The organism is Saccharothrix sp. BKS2 (genome assembly GCF_047689505.1).
Lineage (GTDB): Bacteria > Actinomycetota > Actinomycetes > Mycobacteriales > Pseudonocardiaceae > Actinosynnema > Actinosynnema lopnurensis.
In genome coordinates this window covers 636,721-658,759 of the sequence record NZ_JAUQOL010000002.1, presented here as the reverse complement: position 1 = coordinate 658,759, position 22,039 = coordinate 636,721, and the positions used below count along the sequence as shown (strand labels likewise).

Below are 22,039 nucleotides of genomic sequence, written 5' to 3'. Positions count from 1 at the left end.
GCGCACGATCCGATCAGCCCCGCGTCGACCGGTCACCCAGCCGGAGGTCGTCCCTCCGGGTGACGCCGCTCAGGTCGAGCCCCGCCACCAGGTCCGCCACCCGCCCGTGCCCCGGCAGCACCGCGCCCGGCTCCACGTCCAGCCACGGCACCAGCACCGTCGCCCGCTCGAACGCCCCGGGGTGCGGCAGCAGCAGCTCCGGGTCGGCCGAGGTCACCCCGTCCACCGACACCACGTCCACGTCCAGCGTGCGCGGCCCCCAGCGGCGCTCGCGGACTCGCCCCGACGCCTCCTCCAGCGCCTGCCCGCGCCGCAGCCAGCCCCACTCGTCGACCTCGTCGGAGACGATCAGCACCGCGTTGAGGAAGTCGTCCTGGTCGGTCACGCCCCACGGCGCGGTCTCGTACACCGGGGACACCGCCACCAGGGACCCGGCGAACCCCTCCACCGCCAGCCGCAGGTGCCCCAGCCGGTCGCCGAGGTTCGACCCGATCGACAGGACCGCCCTGGTCACCGGTCCGCCCTAGTCACGGGTCCGCCGGATGGTCACCGACACGTCCCCGAAGGTCAGCGGGATCGGGGCGGACGGCTTGTGCACCGTCACCTCGGCCGCCCGCACCCGCAGGTCGGTCATCACCTCGTCCGCGACCTTGCCCGCCACGGTCTCGATCAGGTCGTACGGCCCGCCGGCCACGATCGCCGCCGCCCGCTCGGCCAGCTCGCCGTAGTGCAGCGTCTCCCGCAGGTCGTCGGTCGCCGCCGCGCGGGAGAGGTCCAGCCAGGCGGTGACGTCGACCAGGAAGTCCTGGCCGTCGCGCTTCTCGTGCTCGAACACGCCGTGGAAGCCGCGCACGCGCAGCCCCCGCAGCGAGATCCGGTCAGCCATCCCGACCCTCCCGACCCGACCGCCAGGCCCCGGCCACCGCGACCGCGTCCAGCGACTTCCCCACGTCGTGCACCCGCACGCCCCACGCGCCGTTGAACGCCGCCAGCGCCGAGACCGCCGCGGTCGCGTCCTCGCGGCCGTCCGGGTCGCGGTCGCCCAGCAGCGAGCCCAGGAAGCGCTTGCGGGACGCGCCCACCAGCACCGGGAACCCGAGCGACACCAGCGCGTCGAGGCGGTTGAGCAGCTGCCAGTTGTGCTCGGCGTCCTTGGCGAAGCCCAGGCCCGGGTCGAGCACGAGGTCGTCCTCCGCCACGCCCGCGGCCAGCGCCGCGTCGACCTGGCGGGACAGCTCGTCCCGCACGTCCTTCACCACGTCGTCGTAGACGGCCAGCCGGTTCATCCCCCGGCTGTGCCCGCGCCAGTGCATCAGCACGTACGGCACGCGCGCCGACGCGACCAGCGGGATCATCGCCGGGTCGGCCAGCCCGCCGGACACGTCGTTGACGATCGACGCGCCCGCCCCCAGCGCCGCCTCGGCCACCCGGGCCCGCATGGTGTCCACGCTGACCGGCACGCCCTCGGCGACCAGCGCGCGGATCACCGGCGCGACCCGCCCGGCCTCGACCTCCGCCGCCACCCGCTCCGCGCCCGGCCGGGTCGACTCGCCGCCCACGTCCACCAGGTCGGCGCCGCGCCGGAACATGGCCACGCCGTGCGCCACCGCGTCGTCCAACCCCAGGTAGCGGCCGCCGTCCGAGAAGGAGTCGGGGGTGACGTTCAGCACGCCCACCACCACGCAGCGGTCCGGCCTGGCCACGCTCACCGGAGGCGTCCCCGGATCAGCTCGATCGCCTCCGCGCGGGACGACGCCGAGTCGCGCAGCAGCCCGCGCACGGCCGAGGTGGTGGTCCGCGAACCGGGCTTGCGCACGCCGCGCATCCCCATGCACAGGTGCTCGGCCTCGACCACCACGATCACGCCGCGCGGTTCGAGCCGCCGCGCCAGCGCGTCCGCGATCTGCGAGGTCAGCCGCTCCTGCACCTGCGGCCGCTTGGCGTACAGGTCGACCAGCCGGGCCAGCTTGGACAGGCCGGTCACCCGCCCGTGCTCGTTCGGGATGTACCCGACGTGCGCCACGCCGTGGAACGGCAGCAGGTGGTGCTCGCAGAACGAGTACATGGGGATGTCGGTGACCAGCACCAGCTCCTCGTGCGACTCGTCGAACGTCTTGGCCAGCACGCTGTCGGGGTCGGTGAACAGGCCCGCGAACAGCTCGCGGTAGGCCCGCGCCACCCGCGCCGGGGTGTCGCGCAGGCCCTCGCGCTCCGGGTCCTCACCGCACGCGAGCAGCAGCTCGCGCACCGCGGCCTCGGCCCGCTTCTGGTCGAAGGGTCGGCGTGCGAGACCGGCCCCCCCGTTTCCGGGGAGGCCGGTCTGGTCGATCTCGGTCACGTGCGGTTGTCCGGATCCGTCTCGAAGTTCCGCTTGCCCGCCTCGGCGTCCTGCGGTTGTCCGGGCTGCGGCTGCCACGGCGGCTGGGCGACCCCGCCACCCGGCGCGGTCGCCGGGGTCCACCCGGGCGGCGCGCCGTAGTTCGGCGGGACGGCCGACGGCGCGTGCGGCGGCTGCGGCTGCGCCGGGTAGGGCTGCCCCTGGTAGGGCTCCTGGTACTGCGGCTGCCCCTGGTACTGCTGGCCCTGGCCCTGGTACTGCGGCTGACCGGGCTGGCCCTGGTACTGCTGACCGGGCTGCGCCGCCGGGTACGGCTGCGGGTACTGCGCCCCGTTGCTGCCGTTCGGCCCGTTCGGGTTGACCGGCGGCCCGGGGGTCGGGTCCGGCACCGAGGGCTCACCGTCGCGCACGTCCTCGATCGCGGGCGGCCACGGCTCGCCGCGCTCCTTGGCCAGCTCCGCCGGGGTCTTGACCGGCGGCTTGTCCGAGGGGGTGCGGTTGCCGAACTCGTTGAACTTGGTGATCCGGGGCCGCTTCTCGACGCTGGCGAACACCCGCTCCAGGTCCTTCTGGTGCAGGGTCTCCTTCTCGATCAGCTCCAGGGTCAGCGCGTCGAGCACGTCGCGGTAGGTGTTGAGCACCTCGTACGCCTCGGTGTGCGCGGCCTCGATCAGCTCGCGCACCTCCTCGTCGATCTCGTGCGCGACCTCCAGCGAGTAGTCCGCCTGCCTGCCCGCGGTGCGGCCGAGGAACGGCTCGCCGCCCTCCTGGCCGTACTTGACCGCGCCCAGCCGGGCGGACATGCCGTACTCGGTGACCATCGCGCGGGCGATCTTGGTCGCCTGCTCGATGTCGTTCGACGCGCCCGTGGTCGGCTCGTGGAAGACCAGCTCCTCTGCGGAGCGGCCGCCCAGCGCGAACACCAGCCGGGCGATCATCTCGGACCTGGTCATCAGGTCCTTGTCCTCCTCGGGCACGGACAGGGTGTGACCACCCGTCCGGCCGCGGGCCAGGATCGTGACCTTGTAGACCGGGTCGATGTCCGGCATCGCCCACGCGGCCAGGGCGTGCCCGGCCTCGTGGTAGGCGGTGATCTTCTTCTCCTTCTCGGAGATGATCCGGCTCTTGCGGGCCGGACCGCCGATCACGCGGTCGACCGACTCCTCCAGGGCCTCGTTGGTGATGACGGTGCCGTTCTGGCGGGCGGTCAGCAGGGCGGCCTCGTTGATCACGTTGGCCAGGTCGGCGCCGGAGAACCCGACGGTGCGCTTGGCCAGGCCGTCCATCTCGGCGTCCGGGGCCAGCGGCTTGCCCTTGGAGTGCACCCGCAGGATCTGCTTGCGACCCTTGAGGTCCGGCACGGACACCGGGATCTGCCGGTCGAAGCGGCCCGGCCGCAGCAGCGCCGGGTCGAGGATGTCCGGCCGGTTGGTCGCCGCGATCAGGATGATGCCGCCGCGGGAGTCGAAGCCGTCCATCTCGACGAGCAGCTGGTTCAGCGTCTGCTCGCGCTCGTCGTGGCCGCCGCCCATGCCGGCGCCGCGGTGGCGACCGACGGCGTCGATCTCGTCCACGAAGATGATGCAGGGCGCGTTCTGCTTGGCCTGCTCGAACAGGTCGCGCACGCGCGAGGCGCCGACGCCGACGAACATCTCCACGAAGTCGGAGCCGGAGATCGAGTAGAACGGCACCCCCGCCTCGCCGGCCACGGCGCGCGCGAGCAGCGTCTTGCCGGTGCCGGGCGGGCCGTAGAGCAGCACGCCCTTGGGGATCTTGGCGCCCAGGGCCTGGTAGCGGCCCGGGTTCTGGAGGAAGTCCTTGATCTCGTAGAGCTCCTCCACCGCCTCCTCGGCGCCCGCCACGTCGGCGAACGTCGTCTTGGGCATGTCCTTGGAGAGCTGCTTGGCCTTGGACTTGCCGAAGTTGAGGACGCGGTTGCCGCCGCCCTGGGCGTTGTTCATCATCCACATCAGCAGGAGCAGCAGCAGGCCCAGCGGGACCAGGTACAGCAGCATCTGCGTCAGGAACGAGTCCTGGGTGACCTTGGTCTCCAGGACGGGGTCGTTGGGCGCCTCGTCGAGGATGGTGAAGATCTCGTCCGTGGAGCTCGCCGGGAACTGCGCCCGCACGCGGTTGCCGCCCTCGACGGTCACCCCGTCGTTCAGGGTGAGCTTGAGCAGCTGCTCCTTGTCCTCGATCGTGGCTTCCTTGACCTGGCCGTCCCGGATCTGCTGCAGTGCCTGGGACGTCTTGATCGGGGTGTAGCCCCGGTTGTCGTCGAAGAGCACGTTGAAGGCGTAGAAGAGCAACAACACCGCCACGATCCACAGCAGCGGGTTGCGAAGCAGGCGCTTGCGGTCCATGCACTTACGGCCGGCGGGCGGCCTCGACCCTCCCTGACTTGTCGACGGGCGCGGACGGGCACACCCGTCCGACCAGCCTACCGCCCGTGCTCGGGCGGAGCGCTCCGCGTTCGGGACCCGTCGTGTCCTGCCGGACCAACGGGCGGGAGCCCCCCGGTGTTCCCGCCCTGTTCGACCCGGTGACCTCGGACACGGATCGCAGGTCGAACCGGTTCAGCCGGGCCGGGCGCCGGCGGTGAACCGGTCGCGCCTGAAGGCCGTAGTAACTCACCGGGGGTGGCGTGTGACCAGCAGGTAGCGAGGATGTGAGCGCCACTCGAGTGACATGTAACACGAGAGTTTGTCATGTGACGCCGCCGTGTCATCCTCGGCAACTACCACGAGTTCTCAGTTCGTCCAACCGGGTGAACACCGAGCGAAGGTGTCAAGCATGGCAACGCGCAACCGAGCCACCCCCGGTCGCCTCCGCCGCGTCGCCCTGCCCGTGGGCGCGCTGCTCGGCGTCGTGGCCGCCGCCGGTGCGGCCGTCGTGGCGATCCGGGTGACCGGCGGACCGGAGTGCCGGGGCACCCTCCCGCTCAAGGTCGCGGTCACGCCCGCGGTCGAGCAGGTGGTGCGGGGCGCCGCCGACGACTACCTGGCCACCCGGCCCGTGGTGGACGGCAGGTGCGTGCAGGTGCAGGTGGAGGCGCGCGGCGCGGCCGACGTGGCGAAGGAGCTGCCCACCGCCCAGATCAACCCGCCCGCGCTGTGGGTGCCGGACTCGTCCATGTGGGCGGCGGAGACCCGGCGGCAGTCGGGCGACGAGGGCTCGGGCGCGCCGCGGCTGGAGATCCGCGCCCCGCTGGCCACCTCCCCGCTGCTGATCGCGGGCTCCGAGCGGGCGATGACCGCGCTCGGCTGGCCCGTCACGCCCGTGAGCTGGGCGCGGGTCGTCGACCCGAAGGTGTCGGTGACGCTGAGCGACCCGACCACCTCCACCGAGGGCCTGGCCACGCTCGCGGTCATCCGCGCCCGGCTGGGCAACCCCGACGGCACGCCCAGGCCCGAGCTGATCGGCGCGCTGCTGCGGGTCGGCCGGGACGCGCTGCCGTCCGTGCGCGACGCGTTCGGCAAGGTCGTGCAGGGCACCGAGGACGCCCCCGTGTTCACCGCCTCCGAGCAGGGCGTGCTCAGCGCCAACCGGGCCGCCGGGGAGCGCCGGGTCGTGGCCTCCCAGCCGAAGGAGGGCACGGTCGCGTTCGACTTCCCGCTGGTGCGGGTCAGCCGGGCCGGCGAGGCGGCGGGCACCGAGGCGGCCGCGGCGGGCTTCGAGCAGGCGCTGCGCGCCGACCGCACCGACCGGCGGTTCGCCGAGGCGGGCTTCCGCGCCCCCGACGGCACAGCACCCGAGGGCTGGACCACCGAGGCCGACGGCGTGCGCGGCAGCGACGTGGCCACCCTCGCCACGCCGTCCCCCGACGAGGTCTCCGAGCTGCTGCGCACCTGGGGCGCGGTCAGCCTGGACACGCGGCTGCTGGCCGTGCTGGACGTGTCCGGCTCGATGGCCGAGACGACCAGCGACGGCCGGACCAGGGTCGACGCGGCGAAGGAGGCCGCGCTGACCGCGCTGGGGATGCTGCCGGACACCTCGGAGATCGGTCTGTGGGCGTTCTCCACGAACAAGAAGCCCCCGAACGACTGGATCGAGCTGGTGCCGATCGGTCCGCTGGGCGAGCCGATCGCGGGCGCGCCGCGCCGCGTGCAGCTCCAGAAGGGCGCGAACGGCCTGAACCAGCTGGTCGGCGGCGGCACCGCGCTGAACGACACGGTGCTGGCCGCGTTCCGCCACGTGCAGCGGACCTACGACCCGTCGATGATCAACTCGGTCACGCTGATGACCGACGGCAGCAACGACGACATCTCCAGCATCGACCTGCCCTCCCTGCTGACCGCGCTGCGGGAGGAGGCCGACCCGTCCCGGCCCGTGCCGATGATGATGATCGGCCTGGGCCGGGAGGCCGACATGGACGCGCTCAAGCACATCGCGGAGGCCACCGGCGGCAAGGCGTACCAGGCCCTGGAGCCGGAGGACATCCGCGGCGTGCTGCTGGACGCCATCTCGCAGCGCCGCTGCCGGCCGAACTGCTGAGCGGGGTCGGGGCGGTCCTCGCCGGGACCGCCCCGACCGCGCGGCTCAGCCCGAGTAGACCTTCGGGTCCAGGGTGCCGATGTAGGGCAGGTCGCGGTAGCGCTCGGCGTAGTCCAGGCCGTAGCCCACCACGAACTCGTTGGGGATCTCGAAGCCGACGTACTTCACCGGCACCTCGACCTTGACCGCGTCCGGCTTGCGCAGCAGCGTGCAGACCTCCAGCGACCGCGGCTTGCGCGAGGCCAGGTTCTTGAGCAGCCACGACAGGGTGAGGCCCGAGTCGATGATGTCCTCGACGATGACCACGTCGCGGTCGGCGATGTCGCGGTCGAGGTCCTTGAGGATGCGCACCACGCCGGAGGACGAGGTCGACGAGCCGTAGGAGCTCACCGCCATGAACTCCAGCTGCACCGGCACCGGCAGGGCGCGGGCCAGGTCCGTCATGAACATCACCGCGCCCTTCAGCACGGTGATCAGCACCAGGTCGTTCCCGCCGTCGGCGGGGTAGTCGGCGGCGACCTTGTTGGCCAGCTCGGTCACCTTGTCGCTGATCTCCTGCTCGGTGATGAGCACGGAACTGATGTCGCCGTCGTACACGGACGGTTCCCCTTTGGTCATGCCTGCACTGGTTCCACTTCAAGCCTGCCATGCGCGCGCCGAGCCACAAAGCCGCCGGGCAGCCACACCCCGCCCTGACCTCGCCAGTCGCTCACCAGGGCGTCCACCCGTCTCAGGTGCGAGTCGGACAACTCGGGCACGCTCTCCCGCAGCAGCCACCGCCGCAGCACGCGCCGGCGCAGCGCGGCGGGCAGCGGCTCGACCTCCACCACCGCGCAGCAGTCGCCGTCGAACGCCGCGGCCAGCTCGTCCAGGGCGTCGTTGTCCTCCCGCAGCTGGGCCGCGGTGCGGGCGAGGGCGTCCGCGACCCCGCCCCGGAGCACGTCCTCCAGCAGCGGCAGCACCTCCGCGCGCAGCCTGACCCTGGTGTAGCGGGGGTCGTCGTTGTGCGGGTCGTGCCACGGGGTCAGGCCCAGCTCGGCGCAGGCGGCGGCGGTGGTGGCCCGGGAGACGCCCAGCAGCGGGCGGCCCCACGGCGGGTCGTGCGGGCGCATCCCGGCGATGCTGCGCGGCCCCGAGCCGCGACCCAGGCCGAGCAGCACGGTCTCCGCCTGGTCGTCCCGGGTGTGGCCGAGCAGCACCAGCCCGCGCTCCGGTCTCAGCGCCGCGTACCTGGCCCGCCGGGCGGCCGCCTCGGGACCACCTGGACCGGTGACCTCCACCCGGCGCACCTCGGCGTCGAGCCCCAGCTCGCGGCAGGTCCGCGCGGCGTCCTCGGCGACCCGCGCCGAGCCGTCCTGGAGCCCGTGGTCGACCACGACGGCGAGCGCGCCGGTCAGCCGCGCGGTCACGGCGGCCAGCGCGAGCGAGTCCGCGCCGCCGCTCACCGCGACGGCGACCGCCTCCGGCCGGTGCTCGTCGAGGAACCGCCGCACGGCCACGCGGACCTCCGCCAGCGGCCCGTTCACGGCAGGCGCCTCACGGTTGGACGCGGCGCAGCCAGGCGGCCGGGTCGGCGATCTCGGCGCGCGTCGGCAGGGTCTCCGGGCCGGTCCAGACGGTGTTGAAGCGCTCCATGCCGACCGCGTCGACCACGTGCCCGGTGAACGCCGCGCCCTCGGCGTACTGGCGGACCTTGGCCTCCACGCCCAGCAGCGTGCGCAGCACGCGGTCCAGCAGGCCGCCGCCCTTGCGGCGGGCGGTGAAGCGCTCGCGGATGACGCGGACCGACGGCACCACCTCCGGGCCGACGGCGTCCATCACGTGGTCGGCGTGCCCCTCCAGCAGCGTGGACAGGGCGAGCAGCCGGTCCAGCACCTCGCGCTGGGCGGGGCTCTGGAGCAGGTCCACCACGCCGCCCGCCTCGCGCAGCCGCCTCGGCAGGTCGCGCAGGCGGGGCGTGGAGCTCTCGTCCATGGTGCCGAGCAGGGTCGTGACCAGGCCGGAGAAGTGCCCGGCGAGCCACGGCACGGCGGTGAACTGGAGCCGGTGGGTGCCCTCGTGCAGGCACACCCACATGCTGAACTCCTCGCCGGGCACGTCGAGGGACCGCTGGGCGCCGACGATGTTGGGCGCCACGAGCAGCAGCCTGCCGCCCTCGGAGAACGGGTCGTACTGGCCGAGCACCCGGCCGCTGAGGAACGCCACGACCACGCCCGCCTGCACGCCCGCCGTGCCCGCCAGGACACCGCCGAACGCCCCGGGCTGCCGGGGCAGCGCGCCGTCGGTCAGCGCGGCCAGCCCCTGCACGGCGGCCCGCACCCAGCCGGGCCGGTCCACGACCTCGCCGGGCCGCAGCGGCAGCCCGTGCCCGAGGCCGGTCAGCTCGCGCACGTGGACCTCGGCGTCCACGGCCAGCTCGCGCAGCCGGTGCACGGCCACGTCCGCCTCGGCCCTGGGCACCACCGGGCCGGGGCGCAGGAGCTTGGTCGCGGTGGTGACGGCCAGGTCCCAGTCGACCGTGGTCCGGTGGGGGGCCTGCCCGCTCGGGGCGCTGCGGTCCTGCGTCGCCGGGTTCACCCCGTTGACGCTACCTGCGCCGACCGGGTGGGCGACACACCAACCGGGCACCCGGGGTGCTAGCAGCCGCAGGTGCGCAGGGCCGCCGCCAGCTCGTCCAGCCCGCCGCGCACCCCCAGGGTGTTCTGGTTGCTCAGGGACATGAACGCGAACACCAGCAGCCGCCCGTCGGTGTCCAGCACCACCCCGGCCAGGGAGTTCACGCTGGTCAGCGTCCCGGTCTTGCCGCGCACCCAGCCGCGCCCGCCGGCGCCCTGCTCGGTGAACCGGCCGGCCAGGGTGCCGCTGCCGCCCGCCACCGGCAGCGCGGTCAGCACCGGCCGCAGCTTCGCGGTCTTCGGGTCGGCGGTGTCGGGGCCGGCGGCCGCGGCCAGGAGGTCGGCCAGCAGCCGCGAGGGCAGCTTGTTGTTCGGCGACAGCCCGCTGCCGTCCACGAACGTGGCCCCGGTGAGGTCGAACCCGTTCTCGACGAGCACGTCCCGCACCGCCTGCGCGCCGCCCGCGAACGACGGCTCCGCGCCGCGGGCGATCGCCACCTCGCGCGACAGCGTCTCGCCGAGCACGTTGTCGGACAGCTGCATCATGTTCTCGACCAGCTGGTCCACCGGCACGGACCGCACCTCCCCGAGCACCTCGGCGCCCTCCGGCGCGGCGCCGGCCGCGACCGACGGGACGCCCAGCCGCTGCGCGAGCGCGGTCGCGGTGTCGGCGGCGGGGGTCTCGGTGCGCCGGACGTCGAGGAACGTGGGGTCGCTGCGGCCGCCGCTGAGCATCAGGGGCTGGATCGGCGAGATGTAGCCGTTGGGCACGTCGGCCGGGTCCCAGCCGGGCGCCATCCCCGGTCCGGTGTAGCGCGACGCGTCGTAGAGCACCTGGGTGACCTGGCCGGGCGAGGCCGCCTTGACCTGGGCGACGAGGTCGTCGAGGGTCGGCGCGTTCGGGTAGACCGTGGGCTGCCCGACGGGCAGCGGGGACAGCGTCGGGTCACCGCCGCCGACCAGCACGACCGTCCCCGGCTGGGTGCCCCGCACGACCTTCGTCGACAGCTGGTCCGTGTGGTCGAGGACGAGCAGCGCGGCCGCGGCGACCAGGATCTTGGTGGTGGACGCGGGGGTGGCCGGGGTGGTCTCGCCCTGGTTCCACAGCACCTGGCGGGTCGCCGGGTCGATCACGGTGCCCGTCAGCGGGGCCAGCGGCCCGTCGGCCAGCGGCCCGGCCAGCGCGGACCGCACGCCCGCCGGGGTGGGCCGCTCGCCGTCCGGGCCCACGCCCCGGACCGCCATCGTCACCGGCGCGGGCGGGGCGGGCGCCGCGGTGGTCGCGGCGGGCGTCCGGTCGAACCACCCGCGCTGGGTCCCCGCCACGGCCGTGCCCGCCAGCGCGAGCACGAGCAGCACGGCCGCGGCGAGGACGAACGGGCGCTTGCGCCGCCGGGCGGGCGGGGCCGGTTCTTCACGTTCCGTGATCGGTTCAGGAGCGGGTTCAGGTTCCGACTTGATCTCTTTCCCGGCCCCCGCCGGGGGCGGCGGCTGCGGCGCGGCCGGTTCGGGCGCGGGCGGCCTGCGCTCCGGCGGTACCGGGGCCGGGATGCGCACCGTGGGCGGGTCCGGCCGCCTGACCTGCACCGTCGGCGGTTCGTGCCTGGCGTCGTCGCCGTCAACGGTGGGCCAGGATGGCTCGTCGGGCAACGCGATCCTCCGCGGTCGAGTACGGGCAACGTCACACCCTGGGCTCGGGGTTGACGACACGTCGTAGTCCACACTAGTGGCGTAACGAACGGCGAGAACGAGCGAGGACCGCGTAGTGGAGTTCGACGTCACCATCGAGATCCCCAAGGGGGTCCGCAACAAGTACGAGATGGACCACAAGACGGGGCGCATCCGGCTGGACCGCACCCTGTTCACGGCCACTCAGTACCCGGCGGACTACGGGTTCGTCGACAACACGCTCGGTGAGGACGGCGACCCCCTCGACGCCCTCGTCCTGGTCCAGGAGCCGACCTTCCCGGGCTGCCTCATCCGCTCCCGCGCCATCGGCATGTTCCGGATGACGGACGAGAAGGGCGGCGACGACAAGCTGCTCTGCGTGCCGGCGGAGGACCCGCGCAGCGAGCACCTGCGCGACATCCATCACCTGAACGAGTTCTACCGGCTGGAGATCCAGCACTTCTTCGAGGTCTACAAGGACCTGGAGCCGGGCAAGAGCGTCGAGGGCGCGACCTGGGTGGGCCGGACCGAGGCCGAGGCCGAGATCGTCCGCTCCTACCAGCGCCTCAAGGACGCCGTGGCGCGCGGCGAGGAGCACTGAGCGCGTAAGGCGTGCTGCCGGAAGGCCCGCCCCCGGACCGGGGAGCGGGCCTTCCGGCTTTCTCGCGTCGGTGCCCTCGCGTCGGTGCCCTCGCGTCGGCGCCCTCGTGTCAGTGCATCGCGATGGGGGCGGGCTCCTCGCCCTCGGCGTCCTTCACCCGCTCCAGGCCGGAGCGGGAGGACAGCGGCACCTCGCGCAGGAACCACACGATCACGAAGCCGACCAGGGTGACCAGCGAGCCGACCAGGAACACCAGGTCGATCGAGCCGGAGAAGCCGTCCAGGAACGGCCGGGCCAGCACCGGGTCGAGCCCGTTGAGGAACTCGGTGTTGTCCAGGTCGAAGCCCTGCCCGCCCTGGAGCGCCCCGGCGAACTCGCGGTTCTCCGGGCGGGCCAGCGCGGCCTGGAACTCCGGCGAGCCCATCGCCGAGCGCAGCGCGGCGCCGATCTTGTCGCCGACCGTGCTGAACAGGATCGACAGGAACACCGCGGTGCCGACCGTGCCGCCGATCTGCCGGAAGAACGTGGCCGACGAGGTCGCCACGCCCATGTCGCGCGGCTCGGCGTCGTTCTGGATGGCCACCAGCAGGGTCTGCATGTTCAGGCCGAGGCCGACGCCCAGGAAGAACATCAGCGCCAGCGGCTGGTAGAGCGGGGTGTCCGGGCCGACGAAGCTGAACAGGAACAGCGCGACCGTCATGACGCCGAACCCGGCCACCGGGAACACCTTGTAGCGGCCGGTCCTGGCGGTGATGCTGCCGCTGGTGCCCGCCGCGGTCATGATGCCGAGGGTCATCGGCACCATCATCAGGCCGGACTCGGTGGCCGAGTACCCCTGCACGATCTGGAGGTACAGCGGCAGCGACACCATGCCGCCGAACATGCCCAGGCCGAGCACGAAGTTGATGGCGTTGCCCAGCGAGAACGTCTGGCGGCGGAACAGCCGCAGCGGCAGCAGCGCCTCGTCGCCCATGCGCTTCTCGGTCAGCACGAAGCCGATCAGGCCGAGCACGCCGACCGCGTACAGGGCGATCGAGGTGCCCGAGGCCCAGCCCCACTCGCGGCCCTGCTCGGCCACGATCAGCAGCGGCACCAGGCCGACGGTGAGCAGGCCCGCGCCGACGAAGTCGATCCGGTGGTTCACCCGCTGGTGCGGGATGTTCAGCACCTTGGCCACGACGGCCAGCGCGACCAGCGCGATCGGCACGTTGATCAGGAACACCCAGCGCCAGCCGGCCGTGCCGAGGAACGTCTCCAGGCCCGCGAACAGGCCGCCGACGACCGGGCCGGCGACGCTGGCCACGCCGAACACGGCCATGAAGTAGCCCATGTAGCGGCTGCGCTCGCGCGGCGAGGTGATGTCCGCCATGATCGCCATGGCCAGCGACATCAGGCCGCCCGCGCCCAGGCCCTGGACCGCGCGGAACGCGGCCAGCTCGTACATCGAGCCCGCGATGCCCGACAGCAGCGAGCCCGCGAGGAACAGCGAGATCGCGGTCAGGTACATCGGCTTGCGGCCGTAGATGTCGGACAGCTTGCCGTAGAGCGGCGTGGAGATCGTCGCGGTGATCAGGTAGGCCGTGGTCGCCCACGCCTGGAGGGTCTGGCCGTGCAGCTCGTCCGCGATGGTCTTCATGGCGGTGGCCACGATCATCTGGTCCAGCGCGGCCAGGAAAAGCCCCAGCAGCAGGCCCGACAGGATGGTCAGGATCTGCCGGTGGGTGAGCAGCGCGGCGCCTGGTGGCGTCGCGTCCGCTCGGGTCGCTTCCGACATGCTCATCTCTCCCCTTCTGAGCGCGGCCCCAGCCCGCCCTCAGCGATGAAATACGGGAGCGCCTTCTCGTAGTCCCCCACGAAGCGCTCGAAGAACTCGACGAACCGGTCCCGGTCCTCGGGGCTCCAGTCCGCGAACAGGTGGATCAGCGCCTCGTTGCGCTGCTTGCGGCGTTCGGCCAGCAGCCGGGCCCCCGCCCCGGTCACCGCCAGCACGCTGGCGCGGCCGTCCTCCGGGTCGGCCCGGCGCTCGACCAGCCCCTCCTTCACCAGGACCGCCACCTGGCGGCTGACCGTGGAGGGGTCCGAGAACACCGCCTCGGCGAGGGCGCTCGACCGCGAGGGCCCCAGCTGGTTCAGGTTGGCCAGCAGGACGAAGGCGGACTTGTCGACCCCCGTCTTGCTCAGGTGGGCGGCGACGCAGGCGTGCATCTTGTTCATCCGCACCAGGGCCATGCCCAGCCGGTCCGCGCTGACCAGGTCGTCGGCCTGCGCGTCGTGACGCCCCGGGGTCGCCATGCCACACTCCGTTTGCTTGCATCAAACAACTAGTTGCTGAGTACAAGCATGAACCTGCCGAAGAGTTCTGGCAAACGAAATACCCGTGACCGCCGTCTCATCGGTTACCGACCGGTAATGTCGCGGCCATGAGCGCTGATCACTCGTTCGTCGCCGAGGCGATGAAGCAGGCGGTGCCGTGGGTCGGGACCACGGGCGTGGAGTTCCTGGAGGTCTCGGGCGACCGGGTGGTGACCGGGCTGCCCGACCGGGAGGACCTGCACAACCACATCGGCGGGCCGCACGCGGCCGTCGTGTTCGGCGTGGGCGAGACCGCGTCCGGCGCGGTGGTGATGGCCGCGTTCGCGCCGCACCTGGAGCGGGCCACGCCGCTGGTCGTCCGGTCGGAGATCGCCTACCGGAAGCCGGCGCTGGGTCCCCTGCGCGCCGAGGCGGTGCTGGGCCGGCCGGCCGCCGACGTGGTGGCGGAACTGGAGGGCGGCACGCGGCCGGAGTTCCCCGTGCACGTGACGATCACCAACGCCGAGGGGGTCACGACCGGGGAGATGACCGTCGTCTGGACGCTGCGGCCGAACCGCTGACGACCGCGGCGCGGGCCGTCCGGTCACCGGGCGGCCTGCTCCGTTCGGCGGTAGCTTGCCCGCTGTGAAGGTGGACCGGGTGGAGATGAGCCCCGACCCGACAGCAGCCCTCGACCTCGCGCGGGCCGCCGAGGAGGCGGGCTGCGACGGGTTCTGGGTGGCCGAGACCTGCCGCGACCCGTTCGTCGCGCTGAGCCGCGTCGCGGGCGAGGTGGACCTGGACCTGGGCACGGCCGTCGCGGTGGCGTTCGCGCGCAACCCGATGAGCACCGCCGTGCTGGCCAACGACCTCCAGCTGCTCTCCTGCGGGCGCTTCCACCTGGGCCTCGGTTCCCAGGTGGAGGCGCACATCACCAACCGGTTCGGCATGCCCTGGTCACGGCCCGCGGCGCGGATGCGCGAGTTCGTGCTCGCGCTGCGCGCGATCTGGCGCGGCTGGGCCACCCGCGAGCCGCTCCGGTTCCGCGGCGAGTTCTACACCCACACCCTGATGACGCCGATCTTCGACCCGGGGCCCAACCCGTTCGGCAGTCCCGCGGTGTGGCTGGCCGGCGTGGGCGAGCGGATGACCGAGGTCGCGGGCGAGGTCGCCGACGGCTTCCTGTGCCACAGCTTCACCACCGAGCGGTACCTGCGCGAGGTGACCCTGCCCGCACTCGCCCGCGGTCGGGCGAGGTCGGGCGGGCTGCCGCCCGTGGAGGTCCTGGGCCCCTCGCTGATCGCCCACGACGACCGGTCGGTGGCCAGGCTCCGGCGGCAGATCGCCTTCTACGGCTCCACCCCGGCCTACCGCGGGGTCCTCGACCTGCACGGCTGGGGCGGCCTGCACGAGGAGCTGCACCAGCTCTCCCTGGACGGGCGGTGGGAGGAGATGAACGGCCTGGTCACCGACGAGGTGCTGCACGCGTTCGCCGTCGTGGGCACGCCCGCCGGGACGAGGGCCGAGTACGCCCGCCGCTACGGCGGCCTGGTCACCAGGTTCGCCGAGCCGACGCCGACCGCCGTCGTCGGGGCCGGGTTCGGGGCCGGGATCAAGGTCGGGGCCGGGGCCGGGGTCGGCTGAGTCCCCGCGCGGGCCCGACCGGGACCGCGACGGGCGGGGAGCGAGTAGGTTCGCCGGCGTGAAGGTGGACCGGCTGGAGCTCGACCCCGACCCGACGACCGTCCCGGAGGCGGCCCGCGCGGCCGAGGAGGCGGGCTGCGACGGGTTCTGGGTGGCCGAGACGCGGCACGACCCGTTCGTCGCGCTGAGCCGCGTCGCGGGCGCCGTCGACCTGGAGCTGGGCACGGCCATCGCCGTCGCGTTCGCCCGCAACCCGATGAGCACCGCCCTGCTGGCCAACGACCTCCAGCTGCTCTCCGGCGGCCGGTTCCACCTGGGCCTGGGCTCGCAGGTGGAACCGCACGTGACCAAGCGGTTCGGCATGCCCTGGTCACGGCCCGCGGCGCGGATGCGCGAGTTCGTGCTCGCGGTCCGCGCCATCTGGCACAGCTGGGCCACCGGCGACCGCCTGCGGTTCCGCGGCGAGTTCTACACCCACACGCTGATGACGCCGTTCTTCGACCCGGGACCCAACCCGTTCGGCGCCCCCTCGGTGTGGCTGGCGGGCGTGGGTGAGCTGATGACGGAGGTCGCGGGCGAGGTCGCGGACGGCTTCCTGTGCCACAACTTCACCACCGAGCGGTACCTGCGCGAGGTGACCCTGCCCGCCCTGGCGCGCGGCCGGGCCAAGGCGGGGCACGCGGCGGACCTCGGGGTCCTGGGCCCGTCCCTGGTCGCCCACGACGACCGGTCGGTGGCCGAGGTCCGGCGGCAGATCGCCTTCTACGGCTCCACCCCGGCCTACCGCAAGGTCCTGGACCTGCACGGCTGGGGCGAGCTGCACGAGGAGCTGCACCGGCTGTCGCGGCGCGGGGAGTGGACCCGGATGGCCGAGGCGGTGACCGACGAGGTGCTGCACGCGTTCGCCGTCGTGGGCACGCCCGCCGAGGTCGCGGCCGAGTACCGCCGCCGCTACGGCGACGTGGTCACCAGGGTCGCCGCGCCGGTGCTCAGGACCGGGTGAGGCTCAGGGCCGGATGAGGCGCCGGGCCGGGTCCTCCACCGGGAGGCGGTGCCGGAACAGCTCGGTCCGCACGCGCGGCCGCACCCACCGCCGGCGGCCGACCCGCGCCGCCAGCACGGCGAGCGGCAGGGCGAGGACCGTCGCCAGGACCATCGTGCCCATCGGCGATCACCTCCAGGCCGGCAACGACACCGTCGCCCACCCCTGACGCCGAGGACAGAAGTGTCACCCTGATGGAGCAACGACTGATGGAGCAACGACGAAGGCCCCGGACCGGGGTCCGGGGCCTTCGCATCTCGCGAGCCGCCTATCGGAATCGAACCGATGACCTGCTCATTACGAGTGAGCCGCTCTGGCCGACTGAGCTAAGGCGGCGAGACGTGACAACTATAGCCGAAGCGCGGGCGTCACCTGACCGGGGGGTTCGTCGTTAGCCGGAACGTGACGGATGCACGCGTCCGCCGCACCTGACGCCGTCACGGGAGGTACCAGACCACATGCGCCCGTTGGCCCTGCCCGCCGCCGCCCTGCTGGTCGCGCTGGCCGCCTCCCCCGCGTTCGCCCAGCCCGTCGTCACCACGCCGGTGCCGGGGCCGCAGGACCCGGGCCAGCCGCCCGCGTCGTCGGGGCCGGAGCTGGTCACCCACGCGATCGGCGACGCGGGCACCGGGCTGGCGGTGGTGCGGCTCGCGCCGGACTCGACGCCGACCAACACGGTCCTGCCCGGCTTCGGCGAGCGGCTGCCCAAGCAGTCCGCCGCCGAGATCGGCGTGGGGCTCGCCAGCGCCCAGGCCAACAGCGAGGCGTTCCTCGGCTACGAGCGCGCGGTGGCCCAGGCGTCTCCCCTCGGGTTCGCCGTCCAGGGCCGCGCGCCCCAGACGCCCGGCACGCTCGTCCAGACCGCCTCGCCGGACAACCCCGAGCCCCTCACCGGCGGCCTCACCCCGCCCGCCACGCCGCTGGACGCCCTGCTCCGGGTCGGCCTGCTCAACGGCAGCGTGCACGCCCGCTGGCACGACGAGCTGGGCCCCTGCGTGAGCCCGGTCGCGGACGCCCGCACCTCGGTGGCGAGCCTGAGCGTGCTCAACGCCATCCCGACCCTGCCCAGCTCGCAGGACCTGACCGGGATGCTCACCCAGGACACGCCCCGGCTGGACGAGCAGGCCGAGCGGTCCCTGGTCGACAACCTCAAGCAGCTCGCCGGCCCGCTCAGCAGGCTCGGCGGCCTGCTCTCCGGCACCCCCGACAGCGGCGCGACCGGCTCGCTGCTCAGCCTCCCGGACACCCTGAGCGCCCACTCGACGGTCGAGCTGGTCGACCTGCCGGGCAGCGCGAACAAGGCCGTCAAGTCGACCTCCACGCTCCAGGCGGCGAGCATCCGCCTGCTCCAGGGCACCCCGGTGGAGCTGCGGATCGACGTGGTCTCGCAGCCCGCGCTGACCGCCCTGTCCACCGGTGACGCGGCCACCTCGTCGGTCACCTACACCGCCCCGGTGCTGAGGGTGGCCCAGGGCGGCCGGGAGCTGGGCGTGCTCGACGCCGCCAACCCGCGGCTGGACGTGCCGATCGGCGTCCTGCCCGGCCGGGACCTGCCCCTGGTCGGCGACCTCGCCGACGCCCTCGACATCGGTGTCCTGCGCCTCCAGATCGCCCAGTTCAACCAGAAGGAGCAGGTCATCGACGGACCGCTCCAGCAGGGCGGCCCCTCCGTCGAGGGGTTCATGCTCGGGGCGACCGCGCGCCTGCTCGACCTCCAGCTGCTGCCGACCGATGCCCTCGGGCTGCCGAACCTGCCGTCGGCGTTGGCGCAGGTGTCCCTGGGTGAGCAGATCGTGCGCGCGGCCGCCCCGACCGGCGGGGTGGTGTGCGGGGCGCCCACGCCCACCCAGCCGGAACCGGGCGGTGCCGGCCCGGCCGCGCCGCCGAAGCAGCAGCTGGCCTACACCAACGCGGCGTACAAGACGGTCCCGATCTTCTGGACCGGCACCGCCCTGCTGCTGCTCGGCGTCGTGCTGGTCGCCGCCCTGCCCGCCCGCCGCGCCGGCGCCGTTCGAGCGCCCGAGCGGACCCCGTCGGACTGAGGGCCCACGGCACCGCCGGGAGGCGTTCAGCCGCGCTGGAGCGTGAAGAGCATGGCCTCGACCGCGATGCGCGGCTTGACGTTGCGCCCCAGCGCGGTCCGGCACCCCAGCACCGCCTCCAGGCGGCGCAGCGTCGACTCGGCCGACCACGCCTCCGCCGCGCGCCGCGAGTCCTCGGCCCGGTCCGGGTGGTTCAGCGCCGCCCCCGCGCCCGAGGAGGTGACCAGCACGTCCCGGTAGAACGCGGCCAGGTCCACCAGGGCCTGGTCCAGCGAGTCGCGCTGGGTCCGGGTGGCCCGCGACTTCTGCCGCTTCTCCAGGTCCTTGATCGCGCCCTTCGCGCCCCGGGTCGCGGCCGCGGTGCCCTTGCCGGTGCCGCCCGCGCCCATGGCCGTCTCCAGCGCCTCGCGCTCGGCCGCGTCACGCCCCTCGTGCGCGCTCACCGCGTCCGCCTCGGCGGTGGAGACGAGCTGGTCGGCGCACGTGAAGACGTCCGCGGGCCGGCGCAGCGCGAGCGGGATGCGCAGCACGGCCTCGCGCCGCGCCCGGACGTCCTCCTCGGTGGCCAGCCGCCGCGCCCGCTCCACGTGCCCGCCGCACACCGAGGCCGCCCACGAGGCCACCTCGGGCGCCAGGCCCTCCTCCTCCAGCGCCGCGGCGATGGCCGCGGGCCGGGGCGTGCCCAGCGGCACCACGCGGCACCGCGACCGGATGGTCACCGACACGTCGTCCGGGTGGGACGACGGCGCGCACAGCAGGAACACGGTCCGCTCCGGCGGCTCCTCCACGGACTTGAGCAGCGCGTTCGCCGCGCCCTCGGTGAGCCGGTCGGCCTCGGTGATGATCACCACCTGCCAGCGCCCGGCCGTCGGCCGCCGCGCGGACACCTGGACCAGCGACCGCATCTCGCCCACCGAGATCGACAGGCCCTCCGGCGCGACCACGCGCACGTCCGCGTGCGTGCCGGCCAGCGTGGTGTGGCACCCGGGGCACGTGCCGCAGCCAGGCCGGTCGTCCGCCACCGAGCACTGGAGCGCCGCCGCGAACGACCGCGCCGCGTCCACGTGCCCGGACCCGGGAGGCCCGGTGAACAGCCACGCGTGGGTCATCGCGCCCGGCGCCGGGGACCCGCCCGCCACGACCGACGCGGCCGCCTCCGCCGCCGCCGACAGCACCGCGACCGCCTCGGGCTGACCGACGACGTCGCCCCACACACCACGGTTCACCAGGCGACCGTACCGATCCGTCAGGACGTCTCGGCCACCGGTCGGGACGTCATGCCGGCCCGCCGCGACAGCAGCGGCAGCACCGACCGCGCCACCCGGTCGGCGATCTCGTCCTCGGTGGCGTCCGCGTCGACCACCACGTACCGCTCGGGGTCGGCCGCGGCCATCTCGGCCAGCAGCTCCCGCACCCGCCAGTGGTGCTCGACGTTCTCCATCGCGCCGCCGCCGGCGGCCCGCGCCCGGGACGGCGTGCGGTCCAGCAGCACGGTCACGTCCGGCCGCAGCCGCCCGGTGGCCCAGTCGACCAGGCCCTCGACCTCCCGCGGCTCGACGCTGCCCACCGCGCTGAAGTGCGCCAGCGGGCTGTCGACGTACCGCTCCATCACGACCAGCGCGCCGCGGTCCAGCGCGGGCCGCACCTCGCGCTCCACCACGTCCGCCCGCACCGCCGCGGCCACCAGGGCGTGCGCCCGCACGCCGGCCAGGTCGGCGGTCGTCAGCAGGTTGCGCAGCCGCTGCTCGTCCAGGTCCGGGTCCGACGCCAGCAGCACGTCGCGCCCGTCCGCGCGCAGCGCCTCGGCCAGCCGCCGGGCCTGCGTGGCGGTGTCCAGCCGGGTGTCGCCCTCGACCGCGATGAGCACGCCGCCCTTGTGCCGCCCGCGCCCGCGGAAGGCCGCGAGCAGGTCGGACAGGATCGGCTCGCTGCGCCGGTCGTCCATCTGCCGGTAGGCGACCAGGCCGAGCAGCGCGGCCAGCAACCCGGCCCCGAGCAGCACCGGCCGGGTGCCGTCGACCTGCATCGGGTGCCCGAACACGGTGATCGTGCGCTGCTGCACCAGCGACACCAGCAGCGGCACGGTGGCCGTGGAGATGGCCAGCACCACCTTCAGCAGCGACTGGAGCAGCGCCACGGTCCGGCCGCGCATCTCGTCCTCGACCTGCGAGCCGACGATGGTCAGCCCGGTCAGGAACGCCACGCCCGCCGACGCGCCGACGAACGCCACCGCGACCAGCGCCACCCACAGGTGCGGCGCGAACGCCACCACCACCAGGCTCAGCCCCGCGACCTGGATGGTCAGCCCGAACAGCCGGTCGTGCGACAGCTGCCGCGCCATCCGGGGTGCCGAGCCCATGCCGAGCGCCAGACCGGCGAACACCGCCACGAACAGCAGGCCGAACGTCGACGCGCCGCCCAGCAGCGACAGGGTGTAGAGCGGCGCGGTGCCGATGACCGCGCCCGCGGCGGCGAACGCGCCGACCATGCCGATGACCAGCCCGCGCACCAGCCGGGTGCGGCCCGCGTACCTCAGGCCCTCCCGCATCATGGCGAAGAACCCGGGCGCCTCGCCGTCCTCCCGGCGGCGCCGGTTCTCCGACGCGATCCGCCCGGACAGCTCGGGGATGCGGGTGGCGACCAGGATCGCCGCGGTCACGTACAGCGCGCCGTTGACCATCACGGCGATGGTCGCGATCCGGAACTCCAGGTTGGAGCTCTGGAGGTGCAGGTAGCCGGGGATGCCGGAGATCAGCGCGTACAGGCCGGACGCGGAGATGACCGAGATGCCGTAGGTCATCACCAGGCCGAGCTGGTTGGCCGTCTCCACCTGGGCGGGCCGGCGCATCAGGTTCGGCACCGCGGAGTCCTTGGACGGGATCCACAGCATCGCGCAGCAGCCGACCAGGAAGTTCGCGATGAACAGCCACCAGGCGGTGCCGACCAGGGCGATCGAGATGAACAGGGCGCCGCGCAGCAGGTCGCAGACGACCATGACCTTGCGGCGGTCGAACCGGTCGGCCAGCACGCCGCCGACGGGGGCGAACAGGATGCCCGGCAGCAGCTGGGTCAGCACCACCAGGCTGAGCGAGAAGCTCTGCCACTGGTAGCTGTCCGTCAGCTGCGTGACGAGGCCCGTGAGCGCCAGGAACGACAGCCAGTCGCCCACGCTGCACAGGTAGGTGACACCCCAAAGCCTGCGGAACGGCCGGATCGCCAACACGCCGCGGATCCGGTGGCTGGTCGAAGCCGCTGTGCCGCTGTCCTGGATCGTGCTCACCCCCCGTTGTGCCAGGCCATCAG

20 protein-coding genes and 1 tRNA gene are annotated in these 22,039 nt (G+C 73.7%); 6 read left to right on the top strand and 15 right to left on the bottom strand.

The annotated features are described in order from the left end of the window. Positions 1 to 13: 13 nt before the first annotated feature. The 5 genes from folK to ftsH are packed head-to-tail and all read right to left on the bottom strand — an operon-like array spanning position 14 to position 4,701. Positions 14 to 514: a 2-amino-4-hydroxy-6-hydroxymethyldihydropteridine diphosphokinase gene (gene folK, locus Q5530_RS05790; RefSeq protein ID WP_415361148.1), complete on the bottom strand. Its 501-nt coding sequence runs from the start codon at positions 512 to 514 to the stop codon at positions 14 to 16. 9 nt (positions 515 to 523) lie between these two features. Continuing rightward, a complete protein-coding gene (gene folB / locus Q5530_RS05785; RefSeq protein WP_415361147.1) occupies positions 524 to 886 on the bottom strand; it encodes a dihydroneopterin aldolase in 363 nt (120 codons plus the stop codon). Continuing rightward, entirely contained in the window at positions 879 to 1,709 is an 831-nt protein-coding gene (gene folP / locus Q5530_RS05780) for a dihydropteroate synthase (RefSeq protein WP_415361146.1), read from the bottom strand. Before folP ends, folB begins: the two co-directional genes overlap by 8 nt. After that, a complete protein-coding gene (gene folE / locus Q5530_RS05775; protein ID WP_415361177.1) occupies positions 1,706 to 2,329 on the bottom strand; it encodes a GTP cyclohydrolase I FolE in 624 nt (207 codons plus the stop codon). Before folE ends, folP begins: the two co-directional genes overlap by 4 nt. A gap of 5 nt (positions 2,330 to 2,334) precedes the next feature. Beyond that, positions 2,335 to 4,701, bottom strand: a complete 2,367-nt coding sequence (gene ftsH / locus Q5530_RS05770; protein ID WP_415361145.1) for an ATP-dependent zinc metalloprotease FtsH — start codon at positions 4,699 to 4,701, stop codon at positions 2,335 to 2,337. A gap of 430 nt (positions 4,702 to 5,131) precedes the next feature. Here ftsH and Q5530_RS05765 point away from each other — a divergent pair, with 430 nt between their 5' ends. Next, a complete protein-coding gene (locus Q5530_RS05765) occupies positions 5,132 to 6,832 on the top strand; it encodes a substrate-binding domain-containing protein (protein WP_415361144.1) in 1,701 nt (566 codons plus the stop codon). A gap of 45 nt (positions 6,833 to 6,877) precedes the next feature. On the opposite strand, the gene hpt is transcribed toward Q5530_RS05765, so the two are convergent. The 4 genes from hpt to dacB are packed head-to-tail and all read right to left on the bottom strand — an operon-like array spanning position 6,878 to position 11,097. Then, positions 6,878 to 7,429 (bottom strand): hypoxanthine phosphoribosyltransferase, encoded by a 552-nt coding sequence (gene hpt / locus Q5530_RS05760; RefSeq protein WP_380632825.1) that lies wholly within the window; start codon positions 7,427 to 7,429, stop codon positions 6,878 to 6,880. Between the two features lie 17 nt (positions 7,430 to 7,446). Continuing rightward, on the bottom strand, positions 7,447 to 8,358 hold the full coding sequence (tilS, locus tag Q5530_RS05755; protein WP_415361143.1) for a tRNA lysidine(34) synthetase TilS: 912 nt from the start codon (positions 8,356 to 8,358) through the stop codon (positions 7,447 to 7,449). A gap of 10 nt (positions 8,359 to 8,368) precedes the next feature. Further along, the gene (locus Q5530_RS05750; protein ID WP_415361142.1) at positions 8,369 to 9,409 is read right to left on the bottom strand and encodes a zinc-dependent metalloprotease; all 1,041 of its coding nucleotides are present in this window, start codon (positions 9,407 to 9,409) and stop codon (positions 8,369 to 8,371) included. 59 nt (positions 9,410 to 9,468) lie between these two features. After that, positions 9,469 to 11,097, bottom strand: a complete 1,629-nt coding sequence (gene dacB, locus Q5530_RS05745) for a D-alanyl-D-alanine carboxypeptidase/D-alanyl-D-alanine-endopeptidase (RefSeq protein WP_415361141.1) — start codon at positions 11,095 to 11,097, stop codon at positions 9,469 to 9,471. Between the two features lie 115 nt (positions 11,098 to 11,212). On the opposite strand from dacB, the gene Q5530_RS05740 reads away from it, so the two are divergent. Then, positions 11,213 to 11,716 (top strand): inorganic diphosphatase, encoded by a 504-nt coding sequence (locus tag Q5530_RS05740; protein ID WP_415361140.1) that lies wholly within the window; start codon positions 11,213 to 11,215, stop codon positions 11,714 to 11,716. Positions 11,717 to 11,825: 109 nt separating this feature from the next. Here the strand turns inward: Q5530_RS05740 and Q5530_RS05735 are convergent, their stop codons facing one another. Further along, on the bottom strand, positions 11,826 to 13,490 hold the full coding sequence (locus tag Q5530_RS05735; protein ID WP_415361139.1) for an MDR family MFS transporter: 1,665 nt from the start codon (positions 13,488 to 13,490) through the stop codon (positions 11,826 to 11,828). Positions 13,491 to 13,492: 2 nt separating this feature from the next. After that, positions 13,493 to 14,008, bottom strand: a complete 516-nt coding sequence (locus Q5530_RS05730; RefSeq protein ID WP_380632185.1) for a MarR family winged helix-turn-helix transcriptional regulator — start codon at positions 14,006 to 14,008, stop codon at positions 13,493 to 13,495. A gap of 128 nt (positions 14,009 to 14,136) precedes the next feature. On the opposite strand from Q5530_RS05730, the gene Q5530_RS05725 reads away from it, so the two are divergent. The 3 genes from Q5530_RS05725 (at position 14,137) to Q5530_RS05715 (ending at position 16,655) form a co-directional block, all read left to right on the top strand. Continuing rightward, positions 14,137 to 14,589 (top strand): DUF4442 domain-containing protein, encoded by a 453-nt coding sequence (locus Q5530_RS05725; protein WP_415361138.1) that lies wholly within the window; start codon positions 14,137 to 14,139, stop codon positions 14,587 to 14,589. Between the two features lie 64 nt (positions 14,590 to 14,653). Further along, positions 14,654 to 15,652, top strand: a complete 999-nt coding sequence (locus Q5530_RS05720; RefSeq protein ID WP_415361137.1) for a TIGR03617 family F420-dependent LLM class oxidoreductase — start codon at positions 14,654 to 14,656, stop codon at positions 15,650 to 15,652. 58 nt (positions 15,653 to 15,710) lie between these two features. Further along, a complete protein-coding gene (locus Q5530_RS05715) occupies positions 15,711 to 16,655 on the top strand; it encodes a TIGR03617 family F420-dependent LLM class oxidoreductase (RefSeq protein WP_415361136.1) in 945 nt (314 codons plus the stop codon). A 3-nt stretch (positions 16,656 to 16,658) separates the two neighbouring features. On the opposite strand, the gene Q5530_RS05710 is transcribed toward Q5530_RS05715, so the two are convergent. Beyond that, positions 16,659 to 16,817, bottom strand: coding sequence for a hypothetical protein (locus Q5530_RS05710; protein ID WP_415361135.1), 159 nt, complete (start codon positions 16,815 to 16,817; stop codon positions 16,659 to 16,661). A 139-nt stretch (positions 16,818 to 16,956) separates the two neighbouring features. Then, positions 16,957 to 17,030, bottom strand: a tRNA-Thr gene (locus Q5530_RS05705). A gap of 122 nt (positions 17,031 to 17,152) precedes the next feature. On the opposite strand from Q5530_RS05705, the gene Q5530_RS05700 reads away from it, so the two are divergent. After that, on the top strand, positions 17,153 to 18,736 hold the full coding sequence (locus Q5530_RS05700; RefSeq protein ID WP_415361134.1) for a hypothetical protein: 1,584 nt from the start codon (positions 17,153 to 17,155) through the stop codon (positions 18,734 to 18,736). 26 nt (positions 18,737 to 18,762) lie between these two features. On the opposite strand, the gene Q5530_RS05695 is transcribed toward Q5530_RS05700, so the two are convergent. Then, entirely contained in the window at positions 18,763 to 19,962 is a 1,200-nt protein-coding gene (locus tag Q5530_RS05695) for a DNA polymerase III subunit delta' (RefSeq protein WP_415361133.1), read from the bottom strand. A gap of 20 nt (positions 19,963 to 19,982) precedes the next feature. Continuing rightward, positions 19,983 to 22,016, bottom strand: coding sequence for a bifunctional MFS transporter/dTMP kinase (locus Q5530_RS05690; RefSeq protein WP_415361132.1), 2,034 nt, complete (start codon positions 22,014 to 22,016; stop codon positions 19,983 to 19,985). Positions 22,017 to 22,039: the final 23 nt, after the last annotated feature.

What these genes read in the sequence shown, in the direction of transcription:
- Q5530_RS05725 (WP_415361138.1), top strand. Translation starts at nt 14,137, where the DNA reads ATGAGCGCTGATCACTCGTTCGTCGCCGAGGCGATGAAGCAGGCGGTG.
- Q5530_RS05765 (WP_415361144.1), top strand. Translation starts at nt 5,132, where the DNA reads ATGGCAACGCGCAACCGAGCCACCCCCGGTCGCCTCCGCCGCGTCGCC.
- Q5530_RS05730 (WP_380632185.1), bottom strand. Translation starts at nt 14,008, where the DNA reads ATGGCGACCCCGGGGCGTCACGACGCGCAGGCCGACGACCTGGTCAGC.
- folB (WP_415361147.1), bottom strand. Translation starts at nt 886, where the DNA reads ATGGCTGACCGGATCTCGCTGCGGGGGCTGCGCGTGCGCGGCTTCCAC.
- Q5530_RS05710 (WP_415361135.1), bottom strand. Translation starts at nt 16,817, where the DNA reads ATGGGCACGATGGTCCTGGCGACGGTCCTCGCCCTGCCGCTCGCCGTG.
- Q5530_RS05700 (WP_415361134.1), top strand. Translation starts at nt 17,153, where the DNA reads ATGCGCCCGTTGGCCCTGCCCGCCGCCGCCCTGCTGGTCGCGCTGGCC.
- ftsH (WP_415361145.1), bottom strand. Translation starts at nt 4,701, where the DNA reads ATGGACCGCAAGCGCCTGCTTCGCAACCCGCTGCTGTGGATCGTGGCG.
- Q5530_RS05735 (WP_415361139.1), bottom strand. Translation starts at nt 13,490, where the DNA reads ATGTCGGAAGCGACCCGAGCGGACGCGACGCCACCAGGCGCCGCGCTG.